We start from the raw sequence: 13,582 nt of genomic DNA, 5'->3' as shown, positions 1-13,582 counted from the left end.
GAACGAAATTTCGGACGTCAACCACTTTTAAACGGGCATCAGCCGCTGGCTCTGCGCCGCCACATATTGCGGCCATAGGATCTGGATTTTTAAGGCCACCGGCACCCAACTCGCACTTGTACAAAAACCCGGTCACCGGCTAACGTTGCGTTCACTCATCATCGGGAATGGGGCCTGGCTTGGAGAAGAGATCTTCGAGTGTTCCCTTTACCGGGATGAAAGTAAGGCTGAAGGTTCCGTCCGTATCCCTCACCTCTTGTGGCCCCGCGGCCTTCGCGGCGTCGAAAAGCTCTCGGACACGTGCTTCGGCGTCGTTTCTGAGCCATGCAGTTTGTTGCTTCATAAACGATCCTCCATGGGTCAGCTAAGGCCTAGCCTCCCACCATACAACCGAAGGGGGGCAATGTGTTGATAATATTCGTACAACCGCAGCAGCCCACAGGAAATGCCGTGGAGAAAACTGTACTTTTACTAGATACAAACATCGTCAGCCTCATGGGCAAGCAGCGATCGCCCGCTGGACTGCGTCCCTGGCTGCTTCAGATAGGAATCGAGCGCCTAGGAATCTGCTTCCCTGTCATAACAGAGCTACTGAGGGGAGCCCATCTCAAAGAGCCCGAAAATCCTGAAAAAGCCCAGGCCATCGTCAATTGGGTTGATCAGATTCTGAACACGAGTTTTCCCTTGATGGCAATGACCCCGGAGATCGCCTCGATCTATGCCCGGATGACAACGGTGCCCGCGCTTCGGCACATGTGGACTGTACAGCGCAAGGAAAAGCACAACAGGCTCGGACACGACCTGATGATCTCCGCGGTGTCCATCTTCTACCGGGTGCCGATCATTACCAACAACGTTGAGGACTTTCTTAAGATCACGGAGCGGTTTCCACTTCCCGGTGTCTATGATCCCTTCTCGGAGCGGTGGTGCGTCGGGCCGCCGTTCGAGGTACCACTCCCGCCGTTCGACCGCACATCACTGGACCCGATGGAGCTGAAGCTGCCGACGCTTTGAGTGCCAGCACCCACGGGCTACTAAGGAACGCCAGGCCATTCCTGGGACGTTTCCCGTCACTCTCAACGATACGCGCTTTCTCAATGCGCTCGGCGAACTGCTCCAGCTCGATAGCGAACTGCTGGATAATGGAGCTTCTCCGGAGACATTGCGGCTCGTATTCCCAGGCATCTGACGAGGACCTCCGAGCCTTTGCGGCGCGCCGTAAAGCTAGGCGTCGCGGTTGGTACCGCGAAGTTTCAGCGAGTCGAATCCCGGCTCAGGATGCCCTGGTTTCCCGACCGTTTACCGTCTTCGTTTTAGAAAGTGCAACGCCTGGCTGGTAGGGCTCGTTGCACGCATTGCGATAGACACCAACAGGACAACCACCCTTCATGAGCCGGGCCGATCACCACCTAACCCACGCAGCATTGCAGCTTAAGGATCTGATGAAACAGATTTCGGGGCATTATTTCGCTGCCGCAAATGTCATGCGTGAGATACGCGAAATGGGTTCAGCCGACGAGATTGAATCCTTGGTGGGCTCAAGGGCTACGATGTCACCAAAGGATCTCCAGACATTGGGATTCGTGGCGGGTCTGATGCAGGAAATTCCCGACGTCCTCAACGACGCAACGATCTCGCCCGCCGCATTGACCATCCTGTCGCGGGCTTCTGAGGAAGTGCAGGAGCGAGCGCTCCATGTTCTCAAGCACAACAAGCGACTCGATGCATTCGATCTCGAGCAGATCTCGCAGCGCATGTCGCAAGAGTCAGAGACGGAATGGGAGCGCTCCGAAAAGGCCCGGTCGAGATACCTCGAGTCCTTGATGGCAGACCGTCTTTCTCACCTCGAGGGACTGGCGGGCGATCTTCAGGCGCGTCTTGACCGCTTCGTGCTACGCTATTGTCCCCACCCCGAGGACGAAGATGCGTTACTGCGCCCGGAGAGCGATGGATACGGCGAAGCTTTCAATTCTATCGTCGATCTTGCTGGTCGAATCCTTCCGATCATCGACGGCCTTTTTGGCGAGCTGCCTTTCGACGGCGGCTCACCTGATAGTACGGATCTGGCCAATGCCGCGCTGGCTGTACGCCGCCTTGCCGACGGGGCCTTCTCCCACAACGGCGGATTCGGCTTTGATGCCGTGCCGATACCTGTCTGGTCGACGGAACTTCGGGATGCCCTGGACTTTCTCGTCCCCGGCGCGGCGCCCGAGCCAGGTTCGATCAAGCCCACGCGGCGTCTCAAGGTTCTCGAGCTGTTCGCGGGCGCCGGTGGAACCTCGATAGGTCTCATGAGCGCAGGATTCGAGCATGCGGCGCTGATCGAGAAGAGCCCGATCCGCGCCCAGACACTCAAGCGCAACTGGCCGACGTGGAATGTCGTGAACAAAGACATTGCCAAGATCTCATATGTGAATCCGCAAGAGCGCGCCGAGATTGATCTGCTTGTCGCCGGCCTTCCGTTCCCACCGGGGGAGGAAAGCGTTCCGAAGGATGCTTCGGTTCCTCAGGTGCTTCGCGCGTTGAAGGGGATTCTCCCACGCGGCGTCATGGTCCAGTTCGACCTAGGCCAAAGGCAAACAGGCGGCGAGGAGGCCATCGCGGCACTTCTTACAGAGGTCAAGGAAGCGGGCTACCGAGTACACGAATTCGCATTGGATACCATCAACTTCGGCATTCCTCATTCGCGCGAACATGGATTCATCGTCGGGATCCGCAACGACGTCGCAGGGGTGCTTCCGGATCCGCGAATGGTGACCCCAGTTGTCCGGGACGTGGTCAAAGCGTTGCAATCTTCGATCGCGCCGCATCAGACACCTCCACCGCTCAGCATGCAGGTTGAGCTGGGAACCCCTCAGCGTGTCTACGATATGTGGGCGCGCAACTGGGCCCAGGTACACAGGGGTAAGATGCTGCCAAGCATTTTCCGAGGAATAGAAAAGAGGAAAGATTGGATGCAGCCTTGGCTCGATGCCGGTTTCAATCCTTCCGATATCCGTGAACCACCGAAGGTTGGCTCCGATGATCTTCGCAACACGGAGTTCAAGCCGTTCATCACTTTGGAAATCCTGGCGGCAGCACAGGGATTCCCGCCCGGATGGAAATTCCTCGCGGAAAAAACGGGGATTATCGATATGATTGCGGATGCGCTTCCGCCCGTGATGGCGAAGGTTGTGGCTCTGTCAATCCGTGCGGTGCTCAGCGGTGAAACCGTGAATCTCGACCAAGCGGTCGTTGAGCCGATCATCGAATTGTCGCGCATCGGCCTCGGGGAGCTCCGGCCCAGGCTAAACGGACCGCGCCGCCGCTGGCCGGGAGATCGCGACACGCCTTCAGCGTGGATTCACGATCAGGCTACGCGGGTCATACTCGGCGCAAAACTGGCCGATGTGGAACGCAATCACAAGAAGCGCGGGGCTATCAGGAAGGAGATACCCCGCGTCTACGAAAAATGGGCCTATCTCATGCAGCTCGAACGGGAAGAGCGGGAAGAATCCGTGGAGGCCAACCGATGGGACGCGCTCAAGGCCACTGGCCAAATGCCCGACCCCTGAGAGGCGCCTGTCCCCTGGGCTGGACCTTGCTCAAGTCTCTGACGATCTCGTTGAAGCGGTCGTGCTCCCACTGGCAGAATTCTGTCTGGAACGCTCCGTTGATATAGACGGTCGCCCTCTGCTCACCTTTTCGCATCCCGATCTGGATCTCCCGGTCGCGACTGTCCTTCAAGACGAAGTACTCGAACGGATGGGGCGACTTTGTGACATTGGACTGCTTGATCTCCAGTTCCGGGAACAGCATGGCCGCACGGAAATACAAATCGCCGAAGTTTGAATTCACGACGCACTTCGGCCCGAGCGATTTGCCGGGAACGAGCCCGTTGTACTCGATCACGAATTTGAGCCAGTCCAACGCCTGCTGGCCCTCGCCCTTGATCTCGTGGCGGGCGGTGTGGAAACACTTCCAGGACACCCACCCGGTCTCGCCAAGTTTTCGGCATCCCCAGTTGTTGATTCTGAGATGCGCTTGATCCCATGCCAGCTCCCTGCCCTGGACCTCATCGAAGATGATCTTGACAGGTGAGAGCCACCCATCCTTTTCGAGCGGTGCGAAATCTATGACCGCGCGAGTTTTGCTCTCCCTTGTGAATGCAATCTCCAGATCCATGTCGGCGAGGACTGGCGCAAGGTGTTCTGCGATTTCAGTTTCCAAATTTCTGCCGGCGTTCGCCATGATGTCCTCCGTTGTGCTGTCACCAAGGATTCGGACGCCGCGTTGCAAGCGACAAACGTCCAGTCCTTGCCGATGGACAATCGGAAGGGCGGCGATCTATAGTAATAGTTGACAATAATCGCGCACTACATCGAGGTTATAGATGAATAGTTCGCGCGCGCGGAATTATACACACGATGTATACAATATCAATCGCGGCACCCTTAAATAAATAATTAGACAAATAGCGATCATGAAGCTAGCTAAATTGCAGGTACGTCCGCATCAGTATTGGAAGCCGCGATGCTTAACTTAAGAGTTCTCATTATTCGAATACTCTAAGCTTCGTCTCCACAGGAACCATCCTGCGGCTGCGGCGATTTTTGCGCGGCATCGTCCCCGGATACTCCATCCGTTAGCAAGCGCTAATCTGCAAAAAACCTTCCGCAAGAATCCGCTCGAACATCGATGCTGACCCGTTTTCGTATGCCCTTTATACGAGCGGAAGTGAATTGGAGATGACCGATGCCGCTGCCAGTGCCGAACGTTCTCGATGCCCCTTCGCCCCGGACGCATCTGCAGCCCCGCGCCTCGAAAGTGGCCAGGGATCAGCTCCCATGCGTGCTTCCCGCTAAGGGCATAGCATCCCCTTGCGCGTATGCCTGGTCGACGAACGAAAGCGATATCGCTTCGGCCCGCCCCAGGTAGGTCCACTCCTCCCCTTCTGCCACATCCCCACCAAGGAAAGGAACTGCGCCATGCCGCAGAACGAAAAGCCGTGCCCAAATTCAGGCAACCTGATGCCGGAATTCATGAGCGTCAAGATCAGCATCTGGTTGTCCCAACCCAATCGCAGCGAGTTCTCTGACAACGAGTTGGCGCTTTTTCGCGCCGTGGCGCTTGCCTATGCGCATCCCACGCGTCCGAGCATCCGCAAACTCTATCAAACTCTATGCGCGATGCTCGACGAGGACGAACGCCGCAGCGGCCTCGTGTCCCGGCGACCTTCCGCGTCGATGTTCCGCCATCTCGTGCTCAGCCTGCCAAGCGTCGTCGTCGACCACATGCGCTACGGGAGCGGCCTCACCCGCTTCCAGATGCTGAAAGGTGCGGAGCGCTTCACCGACCAATCGACCTGCATCTAACTCGACACCGAAGAAAAGGACTGCCATCATGAACCTCAAGAAACTCGCCTTCCTGCTGAGCCAGGCTGCGCTCCCCACCAAGTGTTCGCCGTCGATTGACGTCTCCGAGGCGGGCCGCCCCAAGGAATATATCGAGCTCGAATTCGCGATACTCGATGAGGCAGTTCGCACCGCCGAAGACTTCCCCGGCGAGGAGTGGCAGGTCTGGAGCGTCATGGCAGAGGCAGTCGAAAACATGAACGCGCAACTCACTTCGATCGCCGCGCCGAAGCTGAAGCTTGTGCCCTACAGCCTCTTCCTGGAGACGCTCGGCGCAGGTGACATTTCGCCGGAGGGCTTCGAAGGCCAGACGCTTCCCTAACAGCTTCCAACTTCCAACGTCGTAGCACTCAACCCGCGTCGACCCCGCCGGACGAACCCCGTTCTAAGACTGCCGCAACCCCGATCGCATCGGGGAGTGGCTCCGCACGTCCCGAACTCATCCAAAGGAGCCTGCCATGAAGACCACCAGTTCCGTTCCGACCCATCAGAGCCCCACGGCGCAGCGCCCCTACAGCTCGGAAGAGGCCTGCCTCCACCGGACGTTCGCGCGTCGCTGCATTCGTGCAAATCGCTTCGAGGAGCTCTCGTCCCGCTATCTTGCGATGAAGGACGAGTGCCAGCGCCTTGGGTTGCGCCACTGCAGCTTCACCGAATTCCGCAATGCTGTCCGTCTCAGCCGTCGCAAGTTCGTGCTGCCTCATGACAATGTCGGCGGACCGCAACGGCCCTCCGCGCTTCGTCTCCGAGGCAGCACGGCAGACGATGTGATGCGCGAGATTACAGGCTCCGCGAACATCCTGCGGGAGTGGTGATCCCATGAAAAAGCACATCGCGTCACGCGCGAATGGCCGCTCGGCCCTTTCCCTGAAGACCTCGCGACCGGGCCTGATCGAATCCAGCCTGCTTCAAGTCCTGCCAGACGGATTGGAGCAGGTTCGATGGGACATGCCTCGAGCGCTCCGCGCTGCTGGTCTCTGGAAATCGCTTCCCAAGGGACAGCGAACCAACATCCGGAGTCTGGCGCCCGCACTCGTCACTGTCGACCTCTCCAAACCGGAAGGTGAAACGCCCTGACGAAAACCGCCGGGACCTCGGCCCCGGCGAAAACCTCCATCGATACAGCTCAACGCGACCGCAGCCGTCGCCATGCATGAAAGGAAATGCCATGTCAGTCATCCATTCACGTTCAGTCGCACGCAAGATCGCACGACGCCGCGCAGGTCTCGGCTTCCTGGATCGTCGCCGCCGCAGCCGCGAACAGCGTGTGACCGGAATGCAGGATCCTGCGCTCCGCAGCACCGTGCGCCTTCCCGAGGGGCGTCTTGTCCTCGCCCCCGAGAACCGTCCTTCGCTGGCGCCGGGGCTCCGCCGCGTCATCCACGACCGGACGCACGGCCTGGCGACCCGAGTTCCGCCGCTGAAGAACATGAAGACGGCACGCGGCTGGACGTACCATCGCGACGTCATCGTCTACCATGAAAGCGAACTCGAACATCGAGTGTCACTCCGGCTCCAGGTCCGCAACGACGTCGCCGCACTGCACTCGCAGTTCCCCGTCTTTCAATACCTCGACGACGACGGAAAACTGCGCCAGCACACGGCAGACCTGTTCGTCATCTACGACGACGGGTCACGGCAGGCGATCATCATCAAGCATGAGCATAAGCGCGAGGAGATGGAGGCCTTGATCAAGCGCATCGAGGCGCACTCGTCCTCGCAGCAGGTAGATGACATCGTGCTGCGCACGGAACTGTATGGCACCATCGAAGCCGCGGAGAACGCGCACATGATCCGGTGGTCGCGCGAATACCACGATGAGGACGACGTCGACGAGTTGATGGGCGTTGTCGGCACCCTCCACGGCTGGTTCCGGTTCGGCTCCCTGCTGAAGAATTGCCCGTCGGTCGAACGGCGGCGCGTCGCGATCTGGCGGCTGATTGACACCGGTTTTCTGTTCTCGATCACGGGCGAGAAGATCACGGAACTTACCTGGCTCGGTCACGCGCCTGCTGGCGGCGCTACCGGTCTCTGCGGCTGAGGGAGGAGATACTCATGAGCCGGACGAAACCTGCGATGGCGTTCCATCCTGACCAACAGTTTACGTTCGAAAAGGAGCGGTACTACCTCCTCGCGATGTCTCCCAGTGGCATCCGCCTCCAGCACCAGGAGCAGCCCTCACGGGCTCTCTTCCTGACCAACGAGCAGATCACCGAGGGATTGGCCAACGGAACCCTCCGGGCGGAATACCCGCCCCCGTAGGCGATCGCTGAGGCGCGTCCCACGACTCATTTATTCTATCCCGTTTGTCAGGATTCTCTCTTGGACTACTACCCTCTTCCCAAGGTCTTGCGACATCCCGTGCCCATGCTTGGCAGCGAGGATATTCTTCGCATCGGAACCGAGGCCTTTGTGCCTGCAGGGCGTCGCCTCGACGGCTATGAATTCTATCTTGAAGAGCATCCTGACCGGACGATCTTCCTGACGCACTCGGACATCAACGAGCGCGTCGACGCGGAAACAGCGCGGATTGAATATGGAGGCAACACGCGCGAGCTACAATTCCTCGAGCTTCTTTTCAGCGGACGGAAGTTCAACGAGTTTGAGGAAAAGGTGCAGCGCATCGCCCGGCTTCGCGAGCGCCTGTTCAAGAAATACGATGAAGAGTGCTTACTTTCCGGCCACGTCAGCCGTTCAAGCCAGGACTTTCAGTCCTGGATCGACCCTCACTGGAGAAAGCTGCTCGGGCCAGTTCGTTCAGACACGCTGAAGGGGATCAGTGCTCCCAGCGTTTCGACGTTCAACCGCCTCTACAAGGAGTGGGTGAAATATAATCGCAACATCCTCGCCATCCTCCCAAGACACACGGGCCCCGGACGAAAGACCCTGACGTTCACCGCGGAGTCACTCGACTTTGCGGTACTCGAAGCGCGGAACTTCATGTCGCCACTCAAGCCTCGGAAGACCGACGTCTACGAGGGCTACAAGGCTGCTGTGCACAAGGAAAATGAGGCCCGCAAGGCCGCGGGCAAGCTTCAGTTCCACACGTTCGGGAAGACGAAATTCTACGAGATCATCGAATCCTTCGCGGCTTTCGACGTGATGGCGCAGCGCGAGGGTCCAGAAGCCGCCCGCAAGCACTTTGCGCCGAACCTCAGAATGCACGATGAGACCCTGCTCGGACAGCGGATCGAAATCGACGAGGTCAAGACTGACCTGATGACGATCTGGGCGTCAGCCGGGATGCTTTCCACGGCCACCGAAGAGCAACTCAAGATCCTGAAGAAAATCAGGCTTTGGGTTGTCGTGGTCGTCGATGTCGCCACCCGCTATGTCTTGGCCGCCAAGGTGGCGCCGTCCCCCAATGCGCAGGCGGCACTGGACACGCTGCGGCTGGTCATGACCGACAAGACGCACATTTCCGATTATCTTGGCGCTCAGATCCCATGGCTCGGGAAGGTCAAGCCGCACGGCACAGCCTACATGGACCACGGCTCCGCTTTCCTCGCCGAGGAGACGGTCGACGCCTTCCGCGCGCTTGGCGTCGAACCGACGCGGCCGGAAACGGGAAACCCGAAAAAGCGCCCCCACATCGAGAGCCTGTTTCATACGATCGGGCCGATGTTCACGCAGTTCTACCATGGACGCACCTTCCGCAGCATCGCCGAGAAGGGAGATTACGATCCGAAGCTTCACGCCTCGCTGGCGGCGGAGGAGTTCGCCGAAATCATCATTCACGGCATCTGCGACTACTACAACATCAAGGAACACAGCTCCCTCGGGGGACGTAGTCCTCACAATGTGCTGGTGGAGGCAATGGAAGGCTACGGCTGGATGCGCCGCCACACCGGGAGGAATTGATCAGGGCCTTCGGCAAGCCGGACACGGCCACGATCGGCAACTACGGGATCGTGAAGTACGGAATCCCGTACAACAGCGATTGGCTCGTCGAGCAGCACATGGAACGTGGGCAGAAGCCGTTCGAGATCATCTCGGACCTGAGCTACCTCAACAGTATCCTCGTAAAGGGCAACGACGGCGGCTGGGTGGAGGTGGAGAACAAGATCGACCTTCCGGCGGACATGACCGAGCGCGAGTGGGCGGAGGCCCGCAAGGAAGACCTCGCGCAGAACCGCGCCGAGACTGCCGAGAACTACGTCGCCATCCGGGACTACATCCTCAAGAACCGCGAGAACGGCAAGGCCGCGACACTGCGCGCCGGTCTCGATCCGATCGCTCCTACGGCCGCAAAGCTCGAGAAGCAGCGTCGCATGCTCTACCGCAACTTCGCTGTCCCTCCTGTTTCCGGCGCACCCATTAAGCCGGATGTGCCTGTGCTGCCGCCGCCGGACGACATGCGTGGCGGAACGGTTGCCCGGACGCGGCCCGCGCATCTCGAGCCCGCGCCGATGCCGGCCGAAAAGAATTCGAAATTCAACCGCAACAAATGGGACGACTGATGACCATGATTGCTGCCAGCAACAATCTCCTGCGCGACCTGCGGGTGCGCGTCCGCAAAACCCATATCGAGAACCCACTCGACCAGGATATCGATGACGCGTTAGCCTACATCCTGGAGAACATCTCGGACTTCGAGGCCGGGGCTGCCTCGCCCCGTCGCGGCTACTTCATCACTGGGCCGGCCGGCACCGGCAAGACGACCGGATTCAGGCACGCGCTTTCGAAGGTTCCGGAACTCCAGCCGAGGGTTGATGAATACGGCGAACTTATCCAGCCCGTCATCGGCGCCAAGCTGCCGAAAAAATCCCTGACGCGCGACATCATCGTTGAGCTCCTAAAAGCCATGAAGCTTCCCTTTGAAGGCAAGAACGAGGGAGAGCTGACAAGGTTTTTTCTGGACCAGATCAAGCAGCGGCAGATCAAGATCATTTATCTGGATGAACTCCAGCATACCGTTCGGTCCAACACGACCGCGGCGTTCGAGGCCGCGCAGGATCTCCTCAAGCAGTTGCTCGATACGGAGGACTGGCCACTTCATGTCATCTGCAGCGGGATGCCCCGCATCGAGCGATTGCGCGATGATGATCAGGTTGGACGACGAACGAAGGTCATCCCCTTCCATCGGATGAACTTCTCCGAAGATGCCGAATGGATCGAAAGGGTAATCCGGGCAGTAGCGGTCGAAGGCTGCGGTCTCGATCTCGCATCTGAGCTGAAAGATGGTGAATTCCTGGAGCGACTTTGCCATGCAACCAAGGGCGCCTGGGGCACGATGATCGAGACTACCCAGGAAGCAAGCTTTCGCGCTCGTGCGCGCGGGAAGGCCGTGCTCACCATCTCCCACTTCGGGCAGCAGTACGAGGCATCGAGTGGGTGCTCTCGACAAGACAACATCTTCATCGCCCCGAATTTCCGCGACATCGAGCCCAGGAAATCGCTCGGGGCCATGGAGGAGGAATAACTCAATGACGTTGCCTGTTCCTGTCGCATTTCACTCCGACGAAATTCCCGGGAGTTACGCCGACCGTCTCAGCGCGGCAAACGGCTTTCCCACGAACCGCATGTTTTTCACGATGACCGCCATCGAGCAGAAGGCACTGGAGCGAGGGGAATCCGAACCTGTTTCCCGTCTGGCATACTGGTCCGGAGAGGATCCAGACTGCTTGAGCCGGTTCAGCGCACCACGGCCGCGGAAGCTCCATTGGTCAATGGGAGCGGCTGTTTTCAAACGAGAAGCTCGCGAGGGCAATCGCTTCCGGTATTGCCCAAAGTGTGTCGTGGCTGACTGGGAAAGCGGGCGCGGCCGGCCTGTCGCACGTCCATATGTGCGGGCCACATGGGCAACCCGCTCGATCCGCAGTTGTACGCTCCACCAGAGGCCGTTGGTGGAGGTTGCCGACGCGCCCGAAGTGGGCGACAGTTTCTGCCGATTTGCGATGCACCACAGGAAGATCATCGAGCTGCAGGCGGCAGAGGAAGTTGGGCAGCCTCACATGGGTCTCGACCTGTATGTTGCAGACCGCATTAATGGGCAGTCGAACGAACCATATCTCGATCGCTTTGAAACCCATTTGACGATCGATCTCTGCACATACTTCGGTAGCTTCGTTAAGCGCCACAAATACGCGCTTGCCGAGGTCCCGCGTCACTTGCGCGCTGCTCCCGCCAGAGAGATCGGGTATTACGTTGCGCGCCAGGGAGAGCAACGTATCCGGGAGGTCGCCACCCGGATCCTTGAAGCCGAGCGGCACAAGGCGCAGATCAAGCTGGTGCTGGGATCACTCGGCGCATGGGTTCGGCGCAATGTCGAGCGGGCGGACATGGCCGAGATCGTGGAGCTCTTCCAGGATGTGGCCGAGCGAACCCTAGCGTACGCTGTCGGAGAACCATGCTTTCTCAAAATCCGTCACAGATACCTTCACACGGTGAAGTCGGCTAGCGTCGAATACGGTCTCTTCGAGGATCGTGTGGTCCAGCTCCTCCGTGACGCAAAGTTGATCGACGAGACGGAACTTCCCTACGCGCGCATCTACTTCGATGCAGCGAAGGCTCATGAGATCCTGACGACCGCGAGCCGCACCCTGAACAGCAGAGAGGCCAGGGAGATGCTTGGCGTTACCGAGGAAGTGATGGCGAGGATCCTAGACAAGGGATTGCTTCCGCGTGTCGAAAATCGAAATGGAATCCGCGTGTACTCCCGTATCCTCCGTGAGGATCTTGAAGCGTTCCAAAAGCGCCTGTTCGCGAATGTCACTATGACCCCGCGAGTGAGCGCCCTTAAATCAATCACGACCGTGTGCCGTCTTGCCGGCTGCAACACGGAAGACATGCTATCAGCGATCATCAGTGGTGAGTTTGAGGGAGCTGAGGCTGCTGCCGGTGGCTGGGGGCGGATTGATGCCCTGCGGATCGACGCCCGAAAGGGCATCGACTTCTTCGTGAAGACCCGGAAGAGCTTGAGTGAAGTCGTGGGCGTACCCGTCATGACCCAGCGCGAGGGGTGCGGGTATATGCGCGTGAAACCTGAGACGATGCCGTGCCTGATCAAGCGAGGATACCTGGAAACCACTGCCGTAAACAACCAGGTCAACGGTCGACGCCAGACGGTAGTCACGATCGCCTCGATGGATGCATTCATGGCCGAGCACATGCGGCTTGGCGAGGTGGCGGAGTTCTTTGAAACGAGCCCGCAAACCGTCGCCGATAAGCTTGCCGATGTTGAGATCATGCCGATCTATGATGGCACGAAAGGAACCCGCTTCTATCGGAAATCCGAAATCATAGATGCTCCGATCGAAGTCTTCAGACCTCGCAGCTAGCAGTATCCGCCCTACCGTCATCGCTCGAAGCCCGCTTGCGCGGGCTTTTTTTTGCTTCCGCGCTGTAGGCTCACAGCTATCGCGAACACTTAGGCGCATACCTACCGCGAACACACGATAAGTTAGCGAAATCAGTCAAAACCTACAACGCTAAAATATTGAAAATACTTCATTTTTAAAGATGCGAACCATTCTTAGGTGCAAACCTACGCGGATCTACTATTACTTGCTCTTCCTCCGAGCGGTGACATCGGTAGCACAAGGCGAACCGCGTCGAAAAAAACCTTTGTTTTTAGTATCCGGAAATTGCCGCCGAAGCGGGCGTTAGCACAGTGTTAGCGCGAGCCACCTAATGTGGTGACGCCATGGGAAACCCGGCTGTCGGTTGAAAACAGGACAAGCAGAATGAAGACCAGCCCTGCCGCAGCTTACGGAGGTTACATGAAACTGGTTCTAGGCAGCGCAATATTGGCGTCTGGGATACTGCTATCCAGCCTGTCAGCATTCGCAGCTTCGGGCGGATGGCACTCGGATGGGCAAGGGACGAGATACTGGCACGTCACTCCGCCGCCCGGGCAATGCAACATAAGCCAGGCGAAAAACCGGGCGCTTCGGGCCGGCATCTATCGTAGCGAGATTATACAGCAGGATGACAATGTCATCGTGCTCAGTGGTCTGGATGAATCGGGCGACCGGCGAACGATCGGTTTCGGCAACATCAGGGGGTGTCCTGAGTTGGAGGGCCATGAGGATAGTCCAAACTTCTAAGGACATAGCCAGAGTTTGTTCAGCGAACTTTTCCAGTTCCGACCGAGGTACGCATTTCTGGGCAAGGCGTCGCGTCTCCACCGATCGACGAGGCTGGCGGTTAGCAGCGCATCGGATGCCTCATTCCCAACTGGCCCGCCC

At 58.5% G+C, this 13,582-nt stretch carries 15 protein-coding genes; 13 read left to right on the top strand and 2 right to left on the bottom strand.

From position 1 onward, the window contains the following. Window positions 1–151: 151 nt before the first annotated feature. Entirely contained in the window at window positions 152–343 is a 192-nt protein-coding gene (locus ACM5SV_RS22395) for a hypothetical protein (protein WP_128408362.1), read from the bottom strand. Between the two features lie 107 nt (window positions 344–450). Between ACM5SV_RS22395 and ACM5SV_RS22390 the strand changes: the two genes are divergently transcribed. Together ACM5SV_RS22390 and ACM5SV_RS22385 are read left to right on the top strand one after the other, a co-directional pair. Then, complete coding sequence (locus ACM5SV_RS22390; RefSeq protein ID WP_245458201.1) at window positions 451–1,014, top strand: type II toxin-antitoxin system VapC family toxin; 564 nt, start codon at window positions 451–453, stop codon at window positions 1,012–1,014. 374 nt (window positions 1,015–1,388) lie between these two features. Then, entirely contained in the window at window positions 1,389–3,554 is a 2,166-nt protein-coding gene (locus ACM5SV_RS22385) for a DNA cytosine methyltransferase (protein WP_419425401.1), read from the top strand. Here the strand turns inward: ACM5SV_RS22385 and ACM5SV_RS22380 are convergent. Next, window positions 3,523–4,230, bottom strand: a complete 708-nt coding sequence (locus ACM5SV_RS22380) for a hypothetical protein (RefSeq protein WP_419425400.1) — start codon at window positions 4,228–4,230, stop codon at window positions 3,523–3,525. The genes ACM5SV_RS22385 and ACM5SV_RS22380 overlap by 32 nt on opposite strands. Before the next feature lie 737 nt (window positions 4,231–4,967). Here ACM5SV_RS22380 and ACM5SV_RS22375 point away from each other — a divergent pair. The 11 genes from ACM5SV_RS22375 to ACM5SV_RS22325 all read left to right on the top strand — a co-directional run bounded on the left by ACM5SV_RS22375 (window position 4,968) and on the right by ACM5SV_RS22325 (window position 13,441). After that, window positions 4,968–5,354: a hypothetical protein gene (locus ACM5SV_RS22375; RefSeq protein WP_128408359.1), complete on the top strand. Its 387-nt coding sequence runs from the start codon at window positions 4,968–4,970 to the stop codon at window positions 5,352–5,354. Window positions 5,355–5,382: 28 nt separating this feature from the next. Next, on the top strand, window positions 5,383–5,715 hold the full coding sequence (locus tag ACM5SV_RS22370) for a hypothetical protein (protein ID WP_128408358.1): 333 nt from the start codon (window positions 5,383–5,385) through the stop codon (window positions 5,713–5,715). A 136-nt stretch (window positions 5,716–5,851) separates the two neighbouring features. Then, complete coding sequence (locus ACM5SV_RS22365) at window positions 5,852–6,208, top strand: hypothetical protein (RefSeq protein ID WP_128409353.1); 357 nt, start codon at window positions 5,852–5,854, stop codon at window positions 6,206–6,208. A gap of 4 nt (window positions 6,209–6,212) precedes the next feature. Beyond that, complete coding sequence (locus ACM5SV_RS22360; RefSeq protein ID WP_419425399.1) at window positions 6,213–6,470, top strand: hypothetical protein; 258 nt, start codon at window positions 6,213–6,215, stop codon at window positions 6,468–6,470. Window positions 6,471–6,561: 91 nt separating this feature from the next. Next, the gene (locus ACM5SV_RS22355) at window positions 6,562–7,434 is read left to right on the top strand and encodes a hypothetical protein (RefSeq protein WP_128409351.1); all 873 of its coding nucleotides are present in this window, start codon (window positions 6,562–6,564) and stop codon (window positions 7,432–7,434) included. A gap of 14 nt (window positions 7,435–7,448) precedes the next feature. Next, a complete protein-coding gene (locus tag ACM5SV_RS22350) occupies window positions 7,449–7,655 on the top strand; it encodes a hypothetical protein (protein ID WP_128408357.1) in 207 nt (68 codons plus the stop codon). Between the two features lie 60 nt (window positions 7,656–7,715). Further along, a complete protein-coding gene (locus tag ACM5SV_RS22345) occupies window positions 7,716–9,254 on the top strand; it encodes a hypothetical protein (RefSeq protein ID WP_419425398.1) in 1,539 nt (512 codons plus the stop codon). Further along, window positions 9,251–9,853, top strand: coding sequence for a hypothetical protein (locus ACM5SV_RS22340; RefSeq protein ID WP_419425397.1), 603 nt, complete (start codon window positions 9,251–9,253; stop codon window positions 9,851–9,853). The genes ACM5SV_RS22345 and ACM5SV_RS22340 overlap by 4 nt, the downstream gene beginning before the upstream one ends. Next, window positions 9,853–10,815, top strand: a complete 963-nt coding sequence (locus tag ACM5SV_RS22335) for an ATP-binding protein (RefSeq protein ID WP_164903061.1) — start codon at window positions 9,853–9,855, stop codon at window positions 10,813–10,815. Before ACM5SV_RS22340 ends, ACM5SV_RS22335 begins: the two co-directional genes overlap by 1 nt. A gap of 4 nt (window positions 10,816–10,819) precedes the next feature. Next, the gene (locus ACM5SV_RS22330; RefSeq protein ID WP_128408354.1) at window positions 10,820–12,673 is read left to right on the top strand and encodes a TniQ family protein; all 1,854 of its coding nucleotides are present in this window, start codon (window positions 10,820–10,822) and stop codon (window positions 12,671–12,673) included. Between the two features lie 405 nt (window positions 12,674–13,078). Beyond that, complete coding sequence (locus tag ACM5SV_RS22325; protein WP_017994903.1) at window positions 13,079–13,441, top strand: hypothetical protein; 363 nt, start codon at window positions 13,079–13,081, stop codon at window positions 13,439–13,441. The last annotated feature ends 141 nt before the right edge of the window (window positions 13,442–13,582 follow it).

Source organism: Rhizobium sp. CRRU65, assembly GCF_048551595.1.
GTDB lineage: Bacteria > Pseudomonadota > Alphaproteobacteria > Rhizobiales > Rhizobiaceae > Rhizobium > Rhizobium leguminosarum_J.
The sequence above is the reverse complement of the archived record's forward strand: the minus strand, read 5'-3'. Positions and strand labels throughout refer to the sequence as shown.